The 19800-nt window shown below is 63.7% G+C and carries 15 protein-coding genes and 1 pseudogene; 1 reads left to right on the top strand and 15 read right to left on the bottom strand.

What is annotated here, in order from left to right:
* Positions 1-71: 71 nt before the first annotated feature.
* From PA01_20160 to PA01_20105, 12 genes and pseudogenes are all read right to left on the bottom strand, one after another.
* Positions 72-1079, bottom strand: coding sequence for an NAD(P)-dependent alcohol dehydrogenase (locus PA01_20160; GenBank protein ID KAI5911928.1), 1008 nt, complete (start codon positions 1077-1079; stop codon positions 72-74).
* Positions 1080-1123: 44 nt separating this feature from the next.
* Positions 1124-1441, bottom strand: a complete 318-nt coding sequence (locus PA01_20155) for a hypothetical protein (GenBank protein ID KAI5911927.1) — start codon at positions 1439-1441, stop codon at positions 1124-1126.
* Positions 1442-1480: 39 nt separating this feature from the next.
* A complete protein-coding gene (locus PA01_20150) occupies positions 1481-2665 on the bottom strand; it encodes a lipid-transfer protein (GenBank protein KAI5911926.1) in 1185 nt (394 codons plus the stop codon).
* A gap of 37 nt (positions 2666-2702) precedes the next feature.
* On the bottom strand, positions 2703-3449 hold the full coding sequence (locus tag PA01_20145) for a glucose 1-dehydrogenase (GenBank protein KAI5911925.1): 747 nt from the start codon (positions 3447-3449) through the stop codon (positions 2703-2705).
* Positions 3450-3490: 41 nt separating this feature from the next.
* Positions 3491-4294 carry a glucose 1-dehydrogenase gene (locus PA01_20140; protein ID KAI5911924.1) on the bottom strand — a complete coding sequence of 268 codons (804 nt, stop codon included), beginning with the start codon at positions 4292-4294 and terminating at the stop codon, positions 3491-3493.
* 22 nt (positions 4295-4316) lie between these two features.
* Complete coding sequence (locus PA01_20135; GenBank protein ID KAI5911923.1) at positions 4317-5852, bottom strand: FAD-binding oxidoreductase; 1536 nt, start codon at positions 5850-5852, stop codon at positions 4317-4319.
* Between the two features lie 127 nt (positions 5853-5979).
* Positions 5980-6861 (bottom strand): HAD hydrolase-like protein, encoded by an 882-nt coding sequence (locus PA01_20130; GenBank protein KAI5911922.1) that lies wholly within the window; start codon positions 6859-6861, stop codon positions 5980-5982.
* A pseudogene (locus PA01_20125) lies at positions 6854-8340 on the bottom strand (biotin carboxyl carrier protein). Before PA01_20125 ends, PA01_20130 begins: the two are co-directional and overlap by 8 nt.
* Position 8341: 1 nt before the next feature.
* Complete coding sequence (locus PA01_20120; protein KAI5911921.1) at positions 8342-9724, bottom strand: acetyl-CoA carboxylase biotin carboxylase subunit; 1383 nt, start codon at positions 9722-9724, stop codon at positions 8342-8344.
* Positions 9721-10212, bottom strand: a complete 492-nt coding sequence (accB, locus tag PA01_20115) for an acetyl-CoA carboxylase biotin carboxyl carrier protein (protein ID KAI5911920.1) — start codon at positions 10210-10212, stop codon at positions 9721-9723. The genes PA01_20120 and accB overlap by 4 nt, the downstream gene beginning before the upstream one ends.
* Positions 10209-11453 carry a Tm-1-like ATP-binding domain-containing protein gene (locus PA01_20110; GenBank protein ID KAI5911919.1) on the bottom strand — a complete coding sequence of 415 codons (1245 nt, stop codon included), beginning with the start codon at positions 11451-11453 and terminating at the stop codon, positions 10209-10211. The genes accB and PA01_20110 overlap by 4 nt, the downstream gene beginning before the upstream one ends.
* A 34-nt stretch (positions 11454-11487) precedes the next feature.
* Complete coding sequence (locus tag PA01_20105) at positions 11488-13482, bottom strand: acetoacetate--CoA ligase (protein KAI5911918.1); 1995 nt, start codon at positions 13480-13482, stop codon at positions 11488-11490.
* Between the two features lie 342 nt (positions 13483-13824).
* On the opposite strand from PA01_20105, the gene PA01_20100 reads away from it, so the two are divergent.
* Positions 13825-15636 carry a sigma 54-interacting transcriptional regulator gene (locus PA01_20100; GenBank protein ID KAI5911917.1) on the top strand — a complete coding sequence of 604 codons (1812 nt, stop codon included), beginning with the start codon at positions 13825-13827 and terminating at the stop codon, positions 15634-15636.
* A gap of 105 nt (positions 15637-15741) precedes the next feature.
* On the opposite strand, the gene PA01_20095 is transcribed toward PA01_20100, so the two are convergent.
* From PA01_20095 to PA01_20085, 3 genes are read right to left on the bottom strand one after another with little or no spacing between them, the layout of a single operon-like run.
* Positions 15742-16194 carry a universal stress protein gene (locus PA01_20095; GenBank protein ID KAI5911916.1) on the bottom strand — a complete coding sequence of 151 codons (453 nt, stop codon included), beginning with the start codon at positions 16192-16194 and terminating at the stop codon, positions 15742-15744.
* Between the two features lie 19 nt (positions 16195-16213).
* The gene (locus PA01_20090; GenBank protein ID KAI5912070.1) at positions 16214-18610 is read right to left on the bottom strand and encodes an MMPL family transporter; all 2397 of its coding nucleotides are present in this window, start codon (positions 18608-18610) and stop codon (positions 16214-16216) included.
* Positions 18610-19719, bottom strand: a complete 1110-nt coding sequence (locus PA01_20085) for a YCF48-related protein (protein KAI5911915.1) — start codon at positions 19717-19719, stop codon at positions 18610-18612. The genes PA01_20090 and PA01_20085 overlap by 1 nt, the downstream gene beginning before the upstream one ends.
* Positions 19720-19800: the final 81 nt, after the last annotated feature.

Here is a 19800-nt window from a genome sequence, read left to right as displayed (position 1 = left end):
TGCCATCGACCCTTGTAGAAAAACTCTTCTCGAGATCACTGTGAGTCTCCAGGAAGGCTATCGGGATGCGGTCAAAATTCCAGGCATATTTTCCCGAAGTGCCGTCCCGCCTGTTGCAGACGGAACGCATCGGCGATGTTTTTGAGCGCGAATGAGCGGTCGATGACTGGCGTAATCCCGGTCGCTTCGATGGCACGGACCAGTTCGTTCTGATGTTGCCGATTGCCGACAATCAGCCCTTGCAGGCGCTGCTGGCGCTTCATCAGCGCCGCCGTAGGCACGGACCCTGCTCCCCCTGTGAGCACGCCGATCAATGCGATGTGACCTCCTATCCGGCAGGCCTGGATCGATTGAGCCAAGGTGCCGGGTCCTCCGACTTCGACAATGTGATCGACGCCGCGGCCGCCGGTGAAATCGAGCACGCGCGAAGCCCAATCCGTTTCACGGCGGTAATTGATGACGTGGTTGGCGCCGAGAGCTTTGACACGCTCGAGTTTTTCGTCCGAGGAAGAGGTCGCGATCACGGTCGCGCCCATCGCCTTGGCGAACTGGAGCGCAAAGATCGAAACGCCGCCCGTACCCAGCACGAGTACGCTGTCGCCGGCTTTCAGGCCGCCGTTGCAGATCAGCGCACGCCATGCGGTGAGTCCGGCCGTGGTCAGCGTGGCGGCTTGCGCGTGGCTGTAGTGACGCGGTGCGTGCGTGAAGGCAGTCGCTGGCCGAACGGCGAACTCGCATGCATAGCCATCGGCGCCGTCGCCGGGAGTGGTCGAGAAGTCAGCGATGCGGGGCTCGCCCTCCAGCCACTGCGGAAAGAAAGTCGAGACCACGGCATCGCCCACGGCGAATTCATCGACTCCTTCACCGATTGCCTCGACCACTCCGGCGCCATCGGACATCGGGATGCGCCCGTCGGCCGCGGGCATGGCGCCGATGACGACCCCAAGGTCGTGGAAATTGAGGGAACTGGCGTGAATCCTCACTCTGATCTCGCCCGGTCCGGGCTGGCCAGGATCGGGAAGCTCGACCAGCTCAAGGCGGTCGAGGCCCGCGGGGTTACGTAATCTGATCGCTCTCATGCAATTTACCTTTTGTGAAAAGCGCTGCGGTATTTGCTGCCCGCTCAGCTGCTGAAAACAGCGACTTCGCCGGTCGTGTTGTCGAGGGTCATGAGCGTATCGACATGCCTGAGCGTGGGGCGGCATCCAAAAGTCTTTTCGAACGCATGAAGCATTTCTGGCGTGAAGAAAGCTTCCGCGCACGACAAGTTTTTCCAGATGTAAACGCTCGTCCCCGTGCCGTCGGACGAGTCGTAGCAGAAATATTTTTTCAACAAGCCTTCGGTGTTGATGAATTTTTCCCGGGCTGCTTGGAATTTTTCAAGGATTTTTTCCCTGCCCAGGGCGGAAGGAAGCTTGTATTCGACAATTGTCGTGATCACGATCCCACCCTCGCTCGAATAAAGTGAATGCGATTCCGATCAGGCGTTTTTCCCGTACAGGGTCACGACACAGGCGCCGCCCAGCCCCAGATTATGCTGAAGCGCAAGGCGCGCGCGATCCACCTGCCGCGCGCCGGCTTCCCCGCGCAATTGCGACACCAGTTCCGTACATTGAGCGAGGCCGGTCGCACCCAGCGGATGCCCTTTGGACATCAGCCCGCCGGACGGATTGATGACGTATTTGCCGCCGTATGTGTTGTCGCCGCGCGCGATGAAGCCTTCGGCCTCGCCCTCGCCGCAGAGTCCCAGCCCTTCGTAAGTGATGACCTCGTTCGAGGTGAAGCAGTCATGCAGCTCGACGACGTCGACGTCCTGCGGGCCGATCCCCGCCTGCGCGTACACCTGCGCGGCGGCGTTGCGGGTCATGTCGGCGCCGGCGAGATCGATCGAATTGTCGTTGCGGGCCGGACGGTCGGTCGCCATCGCCTGGGCGAGGATCGGGATGCCGCGGGTGAGGCCGTGACGACGGGCGAAGGCTTCGCTGCACACCACCGCCGCGGCCGCGCCGCAGGAAGGCGGGCAGGCTTCGAGGCGGGTCAGGTAAGGGGCGAAAATCACCGGCGACCGCATGACCTCGTCGACGGTGAGCGGCTGGTTGAACATTGCCAGCGGGTTGTTCATCGCGTGCTTGCGGGTCTTCACTGCCACCTTGGCGAAGATGTCGGGATTGGCGCCGGTCTTTTCGATGTAGGCCAGTGCGGCGGAGCCGAACAGGCGGTGGGCGTTGGATGCCGGCGGTACGCCCGGCACGATCTTTTCGAGCTGATCTTCCATCTCGAGCAGCGGCGAAGTACGGTCGTTCCACACCGCGCCCAGCGCGCCCGGGCGCATTTCCTCGAAGCCGAACGCCAGCGCGCAGTCGACGCTGCCGGAGAGCACCGCCTGGCGGGCGAGGAACAGGGCCGACGAGCCCGACGAGCAGTTGTTGTTGACGTTGAACAGCGGGATGCCGGTCATGCCGACCCGGTACAGCGCGGCCTGGCCGCAGGCGCTGTCGCCGAAGACGTAGCTGGCGTAGGCCTGCTGGATCTTGTCGTAGGGCACGTCGGCATCCGCGAGGGCGGCGCGAATGGCTTTCGACGCCATGATTTCGTAGGGCTCCTGGGTGCCGGGCTTGACGAACTTGACCATGCCCACCCCAATTACCTGAACCTGCTCGGACATTGATATTCCTTTGATTGATTTTAATGGGCGATGACGGTCATCGTGCCAGGTAGCCGCCGTCGACCGCGTAATAACTGCCGGTGACGAAGCTGGCCTTGTCGCTGCTCAGCCAGGCGACCAGATTGGCGACTTCCTCGGTTTCGCCGAGGCGGCGCAGGGCGTGCATCTGTTCGAGCTGCTTGCGCGTTTCGGGAGGAACGTTCTGGACCAGCGTGGTATTGATGAAGGCCGGGCCGACCGAATTGATGCGGATGCCCTTGCTGCCATATTCCCAGGCGACCGTTTTCGTCAGGCCGACAACGCCGTGCTTGGCGGCGGTGTACGGGGTGATTCCTTCGATCCCGATCTGCCCGGCGATGGAGGAAATATTCACGATCGCGCCGCCGCCGGTTTCGAGCATCGCGCGCAGCTGTGCGCGAACGCCGTAGAACACGCCCGACAGGTTGATGTCGATGACGCGTTGCCACTGGGCATCGCTCGTTTCAGCCGTGGGGGTGAATTCGCCGCTGATGCCGGCGTTGTTGCAGGCCACGTCGAGGCGGCCGAAGTTGCGTTTGGCCGCGGCGATCAGGACGTCATGGTCTTCGGCGCGGGCGGTGTCGGCGCGCTGGAAAATGGCCTTTCCGCCCTTGGCTTCGATCAGGGCGAGCGTTTCCCGGCCCCATTCGTCATTGATGTCGGAAACGACGACATTTGCGCCCTCGGTAGCGTAGGTGAGGGCAATGGTGCGGCCGATGCCGTTGCCGGCCCCGGTGACGAGTGCGGTCTTTCCTTCGAGCAGCATAATGTTCTCCTTTGGTCTGGCTTGTCCGGGCGGGTGGGGGATCAATTAATCGTCATGCCCCCGTCCACCACGATTTCGGTTCCGGTGATCCAGCTCGATTGTTCGCTGGCGAGGAAGAGGGCGGCGTTGGCAATGTCGCCGGGGACGCCGGTGCGGCCGATGGGATAGGTTTCGCGCATTTGCAGCAGCGCCGTTTCGCGATCGGCGAAAACTCCGAGGCCGACGAAATCATCCACGAGCTTGCTGCCCATGTCGGTATCGACCAGGCCCGGATGGATCGAATTGACCCGGATGCCGTGGCCGAGACGGCCGCACTCGACCGCGGCCGCCTTGCTGAGCAGCCGCACTGCGCCTTTCGAGGCGCTGTACACGCCCAGCGCCGGGGTGCCGATCAGTCCGGCTACCGAGGACAGGTTGATGATGCTGCCGCCTTTGCCCGCGATTCCGCCCGGGCGCATCATCCGGATGGCGTGCTTGTGGCCGAGGATCACGCCGGCCACATTGACGGCGAGGAGCCGGTTGATGTCGGCGAGCTCGACGTCGGCGAGGAGGCCGGTCTGCTCGATGCCCGCGTTGTTGACGAGGATGTCGAGCCCGCCGAACTGCGCGACTGCGTGTGCCAGCGCGCGTTCCCATTGCGCTTCGTCGGCGACGTCGTGGTGAATGAATGCGGCCCTGCCGCCCTGGTCCCGGATCTGTGCGGCAAGCGCCTCGCCGCGTGCCTCCTGGACGTCCCCGAGAAGCACCGACGCGCCTTCCTCCGCGAAAGCCCGGGCAATCGCGGCGCCGATTCCCGCCGCCGCACCGGAGACGTAAGCGACTTTTCCAGTCAGATTCTGCTTCATGCAATGCACCTCCGCTGCCCGGTCATGAGCGATGGGCCAGGTCGATTCCCGACTTGCCCGGCGACAGGATGTTGTTCGGATCGAAGAGCTGTTTCAGGTCGTGGCAGATGTCCCGGAACGGCCCGAGCTTGCGCATCAGGTAGTCGCCGGTGGACAGTCCGGTGCGGTAGGGCAGGTAGCCGACCTCGCAGTAGCGGTCGTACATTTCCCGCTCGCACAGCTCGGCGCGGCGGCGCTCTTCGGCATCGCTGCGATCGAACAGCAGCCAGATGATATGGTGCAGATCGCGGCCGGTCCCCAGGATCAGCTCCGCGGCATAATGGAAGCCGTACTTCGCGTAGGTCTCTTCGGCGATCCGGATCTGCTGTTCGACGGCCTCGTTAGTGACCGGAGCGACCGGCGAGATCCACAGCGCCCCCGCCTTGCCTTCCCAGTCCGACATGTCGAATTCCCACAGCGGCTCGCCGCGCATCGCCTTTTCCCGTGCCCGCCAGTAGGGGCTCGCCGCCTGTTCTTCCGCACTCAGGAAGCGGCAGCCGGGAAGGGCCGAGCGGAACGCGTCTTCGACGATTCCGCGATAGGTCCGGACGGTTTCCGGCAGGCCGTAGAGCGCGCCGGCGAAGTTCCATTCACCCAGCGCGTACGTCTCTTTCAATGCCTTCAGGGTTTCTGCCGGGTAATCGAAGCGCCGGCTGACCCGGGGCAGGATGTTTTTCCCCTCGCCCCAGCACGCCGTCAGTCCCAGCGCCTTGCGCACGTGGGTGACGCAGGCACCGTTGGGGATGACCATGTTGAGCTTGAGCGGACGCAGGATTTCGACCGCCTTGTAGGCCGCCTCCGGATCGTCCATGGTCACCGCGAGCGGTTCGTAGGCCGGCGGGCGCGGCATCAGCCAGAAGCCGGCTTTGGTGACGATGCCGAAATTGGACTGTGTAAACAGGCCGTCGAGCGACGGTCCGTAGCCCCACTTGAAGACCTGCCAGGTCTGCGAGTTCGGTAGCGTTCCGGTGCCGGTGCGCAGCACCTGTCCGTCGGCGAGGACGACTTCCATGCCGCAGCTGAAAAGAAACTTCTCCCCCAGCGGGGTGTACCCGGCGCCGCGCTCGGTGATGTTGCCCAGGCACGAGCCTTCGGGGCTGCCGCTCGGCACATCCATCCACAAGGGAATGTCGTTGTCCCTGAGGTAGCGGTAGAGCTGGGCGAAAGTGACGCCGGGCTCGACCAGGGCGTAGGCGAGCTCGACGTTGACCTCGAGGATTCGGTTCATCCTTTTGAGGTCGATGATGAGGGTCCCCGGGGTGGCGGCACAGGCCATGCCGTAGCCGCGGTTCTGCCCGCCGCTCAAGGTCCATACCGGCGTCTTGCAGGTGTTGGCAATCTTCAGCACCTGCTGGAGCTCTGCCGTCGATGCCGGCCGCACCACGGCGGCAGGCAGGATGTCGGCGGTGGCGAGCATGTTGACGGAATATCGCGACAGGGTTGCGGTGTCGGTCAGCAGATGTTCCGCGCCGACGACGCGCTCGATCTCCTTCAGTGCCTGTTCTACGGGCGGTTTCATTGCACTGCGCCTCCGTTGCGTGGATCGCTGGACCGGAATGTCCGGCTCGTACTGGAAAAAAGGGAAGGCCGCTGCGAGCCGGCGCCGGGGGGAAGGGATTGATCGGGCGCCGGATGCATGGCGGGCGCTAAAGCGTCTGGCCTTGGAGCACGCGCAGCAGCTCATCGACGCCGTGCACGGTCAGGTGCGGCCAGCGCGCCGGCGGCAGATGCGAGAACGAGTCCGCATCGCCCAGCCCGGTATGGACCGCGACCGCCAGCGCGCGGCCGCGGTGCGCCATCGGGACTTCCAGTTCGGGATCGTCGCCGACGACCGCCAGGTCCTTGGCCCGCACCCCGAGGCGGCGGGCCGCAGCGCTCAGGGCATGGATCGAGGGCTTGCCCACGACCTGCACCCGGCAGCCGGTCAGATCCTTGAGCATTGCCGAAATGGCCCGGGACGTGCCCAGCGTCTTGCCCGCCGCGGTGGCGAAAAACAGCGCCTGCGAAGCGCTGAAGGCCTGTGCCCCGCCCCAGACCGCGTAGCAGGCCGCTTCGAGGTTGTTCATGGTGAATTCGCGGTACCAGCCGATTAGCACCGCATCGGCCTGGGGCCGGCCCACCGGGGCGACGACCTCGATGCCCGCCTTGCGCAGCGGCATCGCCAGACCGTCGCCGCCGAGCACCAGCACGCGCTTGTAGCCGCGCTGGACGAACAGATCCACTGCGCTGCTCGCCGGTGTCATCATCGCCGCATCGGGCAGGGCGAAGCCGAGTTTGCGCAGGGTGGTGGCGTACTCTTCGGGCGAGCGCGTGGTGCCGTTTGTGAAGATGGCAAACGGAATGCCGCGCTCGCTCAGCCAGTGGGTGATTTCCAGCGCGCCCGGGAGCGGCTTCATGTCATGGTTACGCTCGTTGCCGAGCAGCAGCGTTCCGTCCATGTCGAAGACGAAACCGCGGGTGCGGCCGAGGCGGGCGAGCGTGGTCGCGGGAATGTCCGGTCCGGCAAAAGCGATGCTGTCGTCACGCATTGGCGTTCTCCTGGCTGCCGTTGCCGTGCAGTTCGAGGTGGAAATTGGGTTTGTCGATCACGATGTCGGAGACGCCCGGGCGGGTTTGCAGCTCGCGCAGCAGCTTCAGCACCGGTTGCACGTCGGGGTTGTAGTGGCGGCGCGCGGGGCCGGCGGCGATCATGGCCTCGACCTGTTCCGCCGGCATCGTCGCGCGCAGCAGGAACTCTTCGTCCGAAATGCCGGGCGGGAACTGGCGGCGCATTTCCGCCAGCGGCGGCAGCGGCGGCTCGTTCATCAGCTCCTTCGCGCGCGGGCGGGCCAGGATGCGGTCCTTCACCTGGGGGTCGATGACGCCGGTCGGGCGGCCGAAATTGCCGAGGACGTAGCGGATCACCTGGTCCGAGACGTTGGCGTAGCGTTCGTTGCCGATCACGTTGTAGAAGGCCTGCGAGCCGAGCATCTGCGGGAAGGGCGTGACCATGATCGGATAGCCCAGTTCGGCGCGCACCCGGCTCAGCTCTTCCATGACCTCGTCGAAGCGATGTTCGAGCTTCAACTCCGCGAGCTGGCGCCGGGTGGTCGAGATGTAGCCGCCCGCGGCCTGGTGGCGCAGGAAGGCGGCATCGAACTCCTGGGGCATGCCCACCGGCAGGTTCTCGGCGGCGGCGATACGGGTGAAGTAGTCCGACACCAGGGCCAGCGCACGGTCGTCGACGTCCACCGTGTGGCCCAGTTCGCGCAGGTTGGCGACGACGCGCTGCGCGTTCGGCAGCGCCGTGCCGCTGCTCAATGCGCCGCAGCCGACCTGCAGCACATCGATGCCCAACTCGGCGGCAGTCATGTAGGTGATCGGCGCCAGCCCGATGTTGCAGTGCGAATGCAGTTCCAGCGCCTTGCCCCCAGTTGCGCCTGGATCGCCGGGATCAGCGTGCGCGCCCGTTCGGGCGTCAGGATGCCGGCCGGGTCCTTGATGTAGAGGCGGTCGATGTCGGGCGAGCGGGCCAGCTGTGCGGCGAAGCTGGCGTAGTAGGCATCGTCGTGCACGACGCTGATGGTGTAGGTCAGGGCGGCGATGATCTCGCTGGCGCCGGCCTTGCGCATCATCTGCGCCGATTCGAGCATGGCCTGCGCATCGTTCATCGGGTCCATGACGATGAAGCGCGAAATGCCGTTGATCACGAGCCGGTCATACACGAGCTGCATGAACTCGGGGTGCTGGCTCTCCCAGGAGATGAAGCGCAGCCCGGTGCCGATGAATTCCAACGGGGTGTTGGGCATCGCCGCGTGGGTGAGGCGGATGCGCTCCCACGGATCTTCGCGGTGGGTCTTGATCGCCATCCCCATGTGCGTGCTCGAGGCGTAATTGATGGCACGGAAACCGACCCGGTCGAGGATCGGGGCGATCGACAGGATCTGCGGGGTATTGAGCCCGGTTGCGCCCCACAGGCTCTGGTTGCCGTCGCGGATCGAGGTGTCGATGAGCTGGAGATGGGCCATGTCAGCTTCCTTTCGCGACACACGGGTCGCGCAATGCGGTCGCCCGGTTTTCCAGGAACCACGGGAAATAAGCGGTGTTCACGCCGCCGCGGGCGAATTCCTCCTGCTGCATCAGTTCGATGTGCATTGGCAGGTTGGTGCTCACGCCGGAAATCTCGCACTGCGCCAGCGCATGGCGCAGGCGCTGGAGAGCCTGGGCGCGGTCGGCGCCCTGGACGATCAGCTTGGCAAGGAGGGAGTCGTAGAACGGCGGCACGCGGGCGCCTGTCTGGATGTGCGTATCGATGCGCACGCCTTCGCCGAGCGGAAACACCGCGCGGCTCACCGTACCCGGGCTGGGGCGAAAATCCTGCGTCCAGTCTTCGGCGTTGATGCGGCACTCGATCGCGTGCCCGGCGAGACGCACGTCGTCCTGCGTCAGACGCAGCGGCTTTCCTTCAGCGACCGCGATTTGCTCGGCGACCAGGTCGAGCCCGCAGATCGCTTCGGTGACCGGATGCTCGACCTGAATGCGCGCGTTCATTTCGAGGAAGTAGAAGGTGTCGCGCTCGCAGTCGACCAGCAGTTCGACGGTGCCCAGCCCGCGGTATTCGAGATGCTTCGCGAAAGTGATGGCGGCCTCGTGCATTGCGGCCCGCAGTCCGTCGCGCAGGTTCGGAGCCGGGGCTTCCTCGACCAGCTTCTGGTAGCGGCGCTGGATCGAACAGTCGCGCGTGCCCAGATGAATCACGTTCTCGCCATCGCCCAGCACCTGCACTTCGACGTGGCGGCCGGACGCGACATAGCGCTCCAGATAGACACGGGGATCGCCGAACGAAGCGTGGGCTTCGGCCATCGCCAGTTCGATCGTCGCCGCGAGCTTGTCCGGCTCGTGCACCAGCTTCATGCCGCGGCCGCCGCCGCCGCTGACGGCCTTGATCAGGACCGGCCAGCCCGTTTTTTCAGCTAGGGCCCGCGCTTCCTCGACGCTGTCGACTTCGCCGCCCGGCACCACCGGAAGTCCGGCGGCGAGCGCGTGGCTGCGCGCCTTGAGCTTGTCGCCGACGGCATCGAGCTGCGCCTCGGTCGGTCCGATGAAAACGATCCCCGCGGCGGTGCAGGCCTGGGCGAGGCGCTGGTTCTCGGACAGGAAGCCGTATCCGGGATGGATCGCATCGGCTTTCGCCGCACGCGCGGCGCCGACGACGGCGTCGACGTCGAGGTAGCTCGCGGACGATTTCGCCGGCCCGATGCAGATCGTGTGGTCGGCCAGGCGCGCCGCCTGCGAGTCGAGATCGGCCTCGGAGGCGGCGAGGACGGTTTCGATGCCGAGGCGCTGGCAGGTGCGCACGATGCGCACCGCGATCTCGCCGCGGTTGGCGATGAGAATGCGGCGTATCGTCATGCGCCCTCCGGCTCGATGCGCATCAGCACCGCGTCGTGCTCGACGGTGGCCGCATCCTGCGCGCAGATTTCCACGACCTTCCCGGCCGTTCCAGCGTAAATCGAGTTCATCAGCTTCATCGTTTCGACGATGCCGACCAGGGTGTTTTTCTCGACACGGCTGCCCACTTCGACGAAGGCGGGCGCGCCCGGCTTGGGCGCCCGGTAGAAGGTCCCCAGCAAGGGCGTGCGCACCGGAACGAGGTGCTCCGCTTCAGCCTGCGTGGAGTGTTGCGCCTGCGGCGCATCGGAAGCGGCCGGTGTGGCGGCCGCAGTGGCCGGGGCCAGCAGATTGGGCGCGGAGAGGATCTGCGCTTCCTGCGTCCACGTGCCGTCGCCGCCGCGCCGCAATTGCAACTTGAAGCGCAAGGTCTGCAGGTTCAGTTCGTCGAAAGGTCCCGCATCCAGCAGCTGCAGAATCTCGTTCACATCTTCGTTGGTCAGTTTCATTTGCTGGCAGCCTCACTGCGAATGCGGGAATAGGCGATGGCCTGCTCGACCAAAGCGTCGGCGAATTTTTCGTCGTTGATATGCAGGGGTAACTCGACCACCGGCACGTCGGCCCGCATCTTCTGCTTCAGGTGCGCAGCGAACACCGGCGGCAGCGACGGATCGTGGAGATGGCCATCGGGGCTGTCGTGGTTCGAAAAACCTTGCAGCGGCACGAAGAAGCTGACTGGCCCCTTGGCGTCCTCGATCAGGGCTGCCATATGCTCGGCATCGTTGCGGAATTCCTGGGCTTCGGCGCGGACCGCGGTGAGGGCCGGGTTATGCTCGTGATAACGCTTGCCGGGGAATCGCACTTTGGCTTCGGCCAGCGGTCCGGCAACGAGGAAATCGAGGTTGCCGGGGGCGAAAATCGTCGGCACGCCTTTCTCCAGCGCGGCCTTGCCGCGCTCGGGACCGGTCGCGCACAAGCCGCCGTGGAGGTATTCGCTGACCTCGATCAGCGAAAGGTCGATGACCACCGCGACGTCGCGCTCGCGGATGATCTGCTCCATCGCCGCACCGCCGGTGCCGAGGGTGTGAAAAACCATGACCTCGAACCCTTGCTGCTCCAGCGACTGCCGCACGCGCGCGCTGCATTTCTCCGTGGTACCGAGCGTCGAGATGGTGACCAGCGGCTTGTTTCCGGTTTCCACCGACTGGTAGTCGTGGGCCATCGCCGCCGCGGCGAGCGCGCCATTACGGAAGGCGCTGCGGGTGATCGAATTGAGCCCGGAAATGTCGCACACCGGGTTCACCATCACGATGTCCTTGGCGCCGACGAACGGGCGAGTCATCCCCGAGGCCATGGTGGAAATCATGACTTTGGGCAGCCCATAGGGAAAGGTCTGCATGATCCTGGTCGCAAGCGCCGTCCCCATCGAGCCGCCGAGGCCGAGAATGCCGCTCAAACCCACGTCATGGTGCAGCGCGTGAGCGCACTTGAGCGCCCCCCGGGTCATCACTTCCAGACACAAGCCTTCGTGCTTGAGCGCGCGGATTGCCGGCATCGTCATGTCCGCGGCGGCGGCGATTTCTTCGGGTCCGATCTCCGCCTGTTCGTCCAGCGTGCGGCGGACGCTGGGGTCCAGGTGATAGACCTCTACCCCCGCCCCTTCCAGGCATTCCCTGATGTATTTCGCTTCCTGTTCCTTGGTGTCCCGCGTGGCGATGAAAAGCACCTTGGGTTTGGGCTTGTCGGTCATAATTGTCTCCGGATCTTATGACTGCCGTGCGCTGTCAGCCCAGCGAATAGTCCTGCTGGGTCTTCGCGTAATGGAGGAAAAAATCGAGCGCCTGGGGGTTGCCCATGGTGTTCCGATTGACCGCTTTTTCGACCGGAAGGCCCATCAGGATCTTGCGCACCGGTACTTCCATTTTCTTGCCCGTGAGGGTGGCCGGGATGCAAGGCACTTCGAGGATCCGGTCCGGCACATGACGCGGCGTGTATTCCTTGCGCAGCAGCGTGTTGATGCGCTTTTCCAGATCCGCGTCCAGGTGGGCGCCGACCGACAATTTCACGAACAGCGGCATGAAAAACTGGTTTTGTGGCAAGTCGAGGTTCACGATCAGCGCATCCTCGACCTCGTCGAGCGTGGCCAGGGCGCGATAGATCTCCGCGGTGCCGATGCGCACGCCTTGGCGGTTCAGCGTTGCGTCCGAGCGACCGAGCACGAAGCAGCCCCCGCGCCCATTGATGCGGAAGAAATCGCCGTGGCGCCACACGCCCGGGAATTCCTCGAAATAGGCTTCCCGGTAGCGCACATGCCCGGGGTCGTTCCAGAAGCCGATCGGCATCGACGGCAAAGGCTCGGTGATCACCAGCTCCCCGACTTCATCGACGACGGGTTCGCCGCGCTCGTTGAACGCCGCCGCGGCGACGCCGAGCGACGGCGCCTGAATCTCGCCGGCATAGACAGGCAGGATCGGCACGCCGCCGACGAAGCCGGTGCAGCAGTCGGTACCGCCGCTGCCGGTGGCGATCCACAGGTCTTTCTTGACGTTGTCGTAAAACCAGGCGGTGCACTCGGGCGACACCGGCGAGCCAGCCGGCATGATCGCACGCAGTTTCGACAGGTCGTACCTGGCTCCGGGCACGATCCCGGCCTTGTCCATGATGTCGACGTAGGTCGGGCTGGCGCCGAAGAAACTGGCACCGCAGTCCTGGGCCATCTTCCACAGCACGTCGGGGGTCGGATAGGCGGGATTGCCGTCATAGAGTACCGGGCACGCCCCCACCAGCAGCGAGCTTGCGACCACGTTCCACATCATCCAGCCGGTGGTGGTGAAGAAGAAGGTGCGCTCGCCGGCGTGAATGTCCATGTGGAAGGCGAGCAGCTTGTGCATTTCGAGGAGGATGCCGCCATGGCTGTGCACGATGGCCTTGGGCAGGCCGGTCGTGCCGGACGAGAACAGTATCCACAGCGGATGATCGAAGGGTACCTGTTCGAACCGGAACTCGTCGGCCGGTACCGGCGGGTGATCCAGCAAGGTTTCCCACGACCGCACCCGCGCGTCCGCCGGGGCGGCGTTGTGCGTGTCCAAGTACGCCAAGTGTATGACGTGTTCGATGCTGTCGAGCGCGCCGAGAATCTCCTGCACCTCGCCGCGGCGGTCGAAAGCCTTGCCGCCGTAGCGGTAGCCGTCGACGCAAAACAGCACTTTCGGCGCGAGCTGGGTGACGCGGTCGAGAACGCCCTGAGAGCCGAAGTCCGGCGAACAACTCGCCCACACCGCGCCGATGCTCGTCGTCGCCAGCATCGCGACGATGGCCTGCGGGATATTGGGCATATAGGCGACCACCCGGTCGCCGGGTTTGACGCCGAGCCGCCGCAATTGGGTCGCGAGGATGCGCACTTGGCTCGCCAGATTCTCCCAAGACATCGCGGTCAGAGGCTGGCTTTCGCTCAGATACATCAGCGCGTCTTCGCCGGCGCGCTCCTGCCGCAGAATGTGCTGCGCGTAGTTCAGCCTTGCGCCGGGAAACCATTGCGCGCCGGGCATCTTGCGATCGGCGAGCGCGCGCGAAATCGGCGCGGAGGATTCAAGCGAGAAATAATCCCAGAGCGCGCCCCAGAATCCCTCCAGGTCGGTTACCGACCACTGCCACAGATCGGCATAACTCGCGAAATTCGAGCTGCGCGCATCCTGCAGCCATTTCATGAATCTCGTTACGTTCGCGTTTTCAACGCAGTGGGCGCTGGGGGTCCATAACAAATCGCCTTCTTTGATCATCGAAGCATCCCTGTTTTATTAAGCTGTTTTCGATTAGAGCGTCAATCCGGTCTTGCCAAGTTCGTAAGCATCGTAAGCAGCACGGTAGTGGGCTTTAATGACCCTTCGCAGTTGAACGTCGTTTGCCTGGTGCTGCTGTGAAGCAAGACTAGTGCCAAACACATTTTTTAAGAGGAATGCTGCGTGACAACATGGCGATGACACGGCAAAAGAATGGAAATATTGTCCTGCAAGTTAAAAAGTTAATGCAGTGCACCACTCCGGGCTCTTGAAACCAGTTCATAAAATCATCAATATGCCGATAGTTAAAGACGGCGGAATTTAGAAAAACAGGAGGAGACGGTGAAGGAGACACAGCGTGAGAAAAAAATGGGCGCTCCTGTGGAACAGTTCGGGGCTTTTGAAGAATTGAGCAGGAATGTCCGTCTGCCACTCGAAGACGTTACGTCGTGCTTGTCGTTTTCGCCCGAGGAGGGGTACATCTGGCTCAGCGATCAGCGCATGATATTGCTGCACGGCAGCGCATTCGGGGCGTTGCGTCGCGAGCTGATCGATAGCCTCGGGGTGGAGAAGGCGCGTGGGTTGTTTACGCGTATGGGCTATATTGCAGGCGCCCGCGATGCGCGCATAGAGCAGTCGCGGTGGCCAGGCGCCCCTTTGACTGCATTGTATAAAGCGCAACTGCATTCATTCGAAGGCATGGTCAGGGTGGAGCCAGTACGGTTCCATTTCGATCAGGAAAAAGGGCAGTTCGATGGTGAGTACTTGTGGCACCACTCGATCGAGGCGGACGAACATATCGCCGCCTATGGTCTCGGCACTTCGGCTACCTGCTGGATGTTGACCGGCTATGCGATGGGGCATGGGAGCACGTTGTTGGGCCAGCTTGTGATTGCACGAGAGATCAGTTGCCGCTCGATGGGAGATTCGGTTTGCCGGTTGGTGGTCAAATCAGCCGATTTATGGGATGACATTGCAGAAGATATGCGCCGTCTCAATGCCGAGGATTTTGTCGGTTCTCCGGCTTCCCGCGCTTCGACAGTGACAGCGGCTGGGGATTTTTCAAATGACCTGAAAAATGATTCGGCGATGGCGCCGTACCAGACTGCCATGATTGGCGCCTCAGCTGCCTTTAACTCTGCGTGCCATCAACTTCGGCGCGTGGCGCAAACTGACGCGACTGTTTTATTCACCGGGGAGTCAGGGGTCGGGAAGGAAATGTTTGCCAACATGCTCCACCGCATTAGTCCGCGAGCGGATCAACCCTTTGTCGCGGTGAACTGTGCGGCGATTCCAGACACGCTGATTGAAGCGGAGTTATTCGGGGTTGAGCGTGGGGCCTATACCGGAGCGAGCGCCTCGCGTGCCGGGCGCTTTGAGCGTGCGAACAAGGGAACGTTGTTTTTGGATGAAATCGGCACCTTGAGCCCCATTGCGCAAGGAAAGCTGCTGCGCGCTCTGCAAGAAGGAGAGATCGAGCGAGTGGGGGGGGAATGTTGTATTCGCATCGATGTGAGGGTGGTCGCCGCTACCAACGTGGACTTGCGCCAGGCTGTTCGCGAGGGCAGTTTCCGCGAGGATTTGTTCTATCGGCTCAACGTATTTCCCATTCAATTGCCGCCGCTGCGTTCGCGCAAGGATGACATACCGCTGCTAATGAATCACTTCTTGAATTTTTATTGCGATAAATATAATCGTCAGGTGATCGGTTTTTCTCCCGCAGTCATCAAGGCTTTTCTCAACTATGAGTTTCCAGGGAACATTCGGGAACTGCAAAATCTGGTCGAGCGCGGAGTCATATCGGCTTATGATGGCGGGGTCATTGATTTGTCGAATCTATTCACGAGCGGCGAAGCCCTCCCCCGAGATGTGCTGTCCATCGCTCTGGGAACAGGGCGCGCGATGCTCAAGAATGACAAAATCGAAGTCGACGAAAAATCTTCCGAGGCGAAGGATTTGTTCCAGTTATTATTGCAGTTTCAAGGCAATGACACGACTCTCTCGCTGGAGAAAATAGAACAAACTTTAGTCGAAAATGCAGTTTCCATGTCGAAGGGCAATTACTCCGCTGCGGCACGCCTGCTTGGGATCACTCGTTCTCAACTCGCGTACCGATGCGAAAAATATAAAATGACCGAAGGTGAAGGTAGTTGAGTCATTTGGCCAGCGCCAGAAACCGTGTTCGTCCTGCGGGTAAAAAAAAGGGGCCCTGCAACCGCCCCGAAAGTCTTCGGAGGAGACCGAAGCAAATAGTTCTGATCAACATGACGGGTGGGCTTTGGCTACAAACACCGGCAGAGGCGAGTGGGTCAGGACTTTGTGGGTTTGCGATCCGAGCGCGAGGGCCTTCAGGCCGCGTCGACCATGCGACGCCATGTAAATCAGGTCGCACGCTTTTTCCCGGGCAACGTGAAGAATCTCCTCGCAGGGGTCGGTGCCTATCCGTACGACCCCTTCGCAGGCGAGCTGCGCGGCCTGGCCCGCCGCCACGGCGTCGGAAATGACGGCCGACGCGCGGTGCTTCAACTCCTTTTCGAACGCTTCGGGAGAGAGCGTGCGCATCAGCGCCCCCTCCTGGGTCGCGCCGTAATCCTCGACCATCGTAAAAAAGGTGACGCGCGCCCCGAGGCTGCCGGCGAACTCCACCGCCTGCGCCACCAGCGAGCTCGTCAGCTCCGAACCATCGAGCGGCACCAGGATGTGACGGTACATTTCATGATCCTCCGTAGGGTCAGGCCAGCGCCATTTTTTTCGGTCGCAGCAGGAAATGCCCGAGCGCGGGCAGCAGGATCAGGGCGCCGAGCATGTTCCAGATGAACATGAAGGCGAGCAGGATCCCCATGTCGGCCTGGAACTTGATCGGCGACCACGCCCAGGTGGCCACGGCCAGCCCCAGCGTGATGCCGGTGAGCACCACCACCTTGCCGGTGAAGGTGAGCGCCTTGTAATAGGCTTCCGACAGGCTCATGCCCTCCTTGAGGCGCGCGAGCGTGACGGTCATCACGTAGAGCGCGTAATCGACGCCGATGCCGACCCCGAGCGCAATCACCGGCAAGGTCGCGACCTTGACGCCGATGTTGAGCCACACCATCAACGCCTCGCACAGCACCGAGGTGATCATCAGCGGCACCACCGCGCACACCACGGCGCGCCACGAGCGGAACGTGATGAACGCGAGCACGATCACCGCCGCATAGACGAGGAACAGCATCTGCACGTTGGCCTTCTTCACGATGATGTTGGTCGCCGCCTCGATGCCCGCGTTGCCGGCGGCGTTCAGAAAGCGCACCGCGTCGGTGTCGTGGCGGGCGGCGAACGCCTCGACCACCTTGACCACGCTCGTGAGCGTGTCGGCCTTGTGGTCCTTGAGGTAGGCATACACGGTCAGAAGATCGCAGTTCTGGTTGAACATCTCGCGCGGGGCGCGGGTGATGATCGCGTTGAGCATCTCCTGCGAGCGCGGGATCTCGAACCACTTGAGGCTCCCTTCGTTCATGCCGGCGTTCGACGCCTTGGCGAGCCCCGCCAGCGAGCTGGTCGTCTCGACCCCGGGCAGCTGCTGCAGCTCGCGCTCGAGCGCATCGACCGCCATCAGCGTGTCGTACTGGCCGCACGCGTATTGGGGCGTGCGCACCATGACGATGTAGACGTCGCTGCTCGCCGCGTAGTTGGCGGTCATGAAGGCGTTGTCGCGGTTGTAGCGCGAGTCCGGGCGCAGCTCGGGCGCCCCCGGGTCGGTGTCGCCGATCTTGAGCTGGAAGCTCGCCGCGAGCCCCACCGCCCCCATCGCCAGTCCCGCGAGCACCGCGATCGTCGCCCACTTGCGCTGCGTGAAGAGATCGAGGAACGCCCAGAACGGGTGCTTGGCCTGGGCGCCGCTCGCCTCGAGGAGCTCGGCCTTGAGGCTGCGCTGGGCGGCGACGGCGCTCACCCCGGTGTAGGAGAGCAGGATCGGTAGCAGCACGAGGTTGGTGAAGATCAGCACCGCGACGCCGATGCTGGCGGTGACCGCCAGATCCTGGATGACCTGGATGTCGATGACCATCAGCACCGCAAAGCCGACCGCGTCGGCCAGGAGCGCGGTCATCCCGGCCAGGAACAGACGGCGGAAGGTGTAGCGAGCCGCCACCAGGCTGTGCGTGCCGCGCCCGATGTCCTGCATGATGCCGTTCATCTTCTGCGCACCGTGGCTCATGCCGATGGCGAAGACCAGGAAAGGCACCAGCACCGAGTACGGGTCGAGCTCGTAGCCGAGCGTGGGCAACAGGCCCAGCAGCCACACCACGGCCACCACCGAGCACGCCACCACCAAGAGCGTGCTGCGCAGGCAGCGGGTGTACCAGTACAGCACCGCGGTGCAGATGAGGATCGCGACAGCGAAGAACATTATCACCTGCTGCAGCCCCTCGATCAGGTCGCCGACCACCTTGGCAAAGCCGGTGACGTGGATCTTGATCGTGTCCGACTCGTATTTCGCGCGCAGCGCCTCGATGCGCTGGGAGAGCGCGTGGTAGTCGATGCGCTCGCCGGTCTCGGCGATCGTGTCCTGGAGCGGCACGAAGAGGATGCTCGACTGATAGTTGGCCGCCACCAGCTGGCCGATCTCGCCCGAGCGCTCGACATTGATCCGCACCTGCTCGAGCGCTTCGGGCGAGCCGTCGTAGTCGTCCGGAATCACCGGGCCGCCGTCGAGCCCTTCTTCGGTCACCCCGGTCCAGCGCACCGCGGGCGCCCACAAGGATTTCATGTAGGGGCGGTCGACGCCCGGCATCAGAAAGAGCTCGTCGCTCATCTTGCGCACGGTGTCGAGATACTCCGCGTTGAAGATGTCTCCTTCGGTCGTCGCCACCGCGATGCGCAGGCTGTTGCCCATGCCCGCGAGCTGGCTGCGGTTGTCGAGGAAGTTCGCGACATACGGGTGGCTCGTCGGGATCATCTTGTCGAACGCGGCGTTCAGCTTGAGCCCGAGCGCCTGGTAGCCGAGCACGACGGTCGCGAGCAGGCACAGCGCGACGATCACCAGGCGGTTGTTGAACAGGAGGCGCTCGCCCAGCGAGCCCGAGCGCGTGTCGAAATTCGCTAGGTTCGCGATGACCGCTTCGGCAGGAAGTGCATGGGCGACAGCCATCATTTACGCTCCGCGACGATGAATTGAGCCAGGCCGACGCGGTTCAGACCGCGTGCCCCGGCCATGATGAGCGCGCCATCGCCGGCTTGGGCGAGCGCGGTGATCGCGTTGGGCGCTTTGACTTCGAGGGCGGTGAAGCTGCGCCCGCGGTCGTTGCTGCGCCGCAGCCGACCGCTTTCGTCGGCGAGCACGACCGACCCATCCTTGAGCCGCACGGCGCTCGTGATCGTGATGTCCTGATCGAGCGCGATGTGCGTCCAGCTCGCGCCCGCGTCGCTGCTGCGCCACACGTTACCGCGCAAGCCGTACGCGAGCAGCGTCTCGTCGCCGAGCGCGAGGACGCCGAAGAACGTGCCCGCATAGGGTGTCTTGATCGCCGAGAACGAAGCCCCGGCATCGGCCGAGCCGAAAAACGCCCCTTGCTCCCCGGAGATCAACAGCTGGTCGCCGTCGGCGTGGACGGTGTAGAGATGCAGCCCCCGCGGGTTCGGCACCCGCGACTGGATCGCGTGCCAGGACTGGCCGCCGTCGTCGGTCGCGAGCGCCAAGCCGTAGGCGCCGACCACGTAGCCGCGCCGCTCGTTGGCGAAACTCACGCCGAGCAACGGCTTGTCCGGACCGTCTTCGACGATTCGCTGCGCATCGCGCAGCAGACGATCCGCTCCGTCCTCGCCCGCTGCCGCGCGCGCCTTCGCCTCTTCGAACACGCGCTGCGCCGCCTGGCGGCCGTCGAGTTGGCGCACCCAGGTTTCACCGCCATCGCGCGAATGCAGCACGACGCCGCTATGGCCGACCGCCCAGCCCAACTGGTCGGTGACGAAGGTGACGGCGGTCAGCGCGACGCTCGAGGGCACCGTCTTCGCCTGTCTCCAGCTATTGCCGCAGTCGTCGGATAACAGCACCGTGCCGCGCACCCCAACCGACACCAGTCGCTCGCCCGCGTGCGTCACCGCCAGCTGCACCGAACTGGTGGCGCGCACATCAGCACTGGCCGCCACCTCCATCAGATCCGGCACCGGCTCGCTCAAGGCGGCCGCGGCCCCCAAGGGCCAGAGCAAGCTGAAAAGAGTTGCAGCCACGACGGGCCGTACTGCAAGGTTCAATACCATGTTACTGACTCGCGTCTGCGCTCCGGTGGGGCAGCGCGGACCCCGGGCGGATCCGTGCTGCGGCTGGTGCGTCGTTCAAAA

Origin of the sequence: Azoarcus sp. PA01, from assembly GCA_001274695.2 — a bacterium.
In the GTDB taxonomy this organism is placed as follows: Bacteria; Pseudomonadota; Gammaproteobacteria; order Burkholderiales; family Rhodocyclaceae; genus Aromatoleum.
The sequence above is the reverse complement of the archived record's forward strand: the minus strand, read 5'-3'. Positions and strand labels throughout refer to the sequence as shown.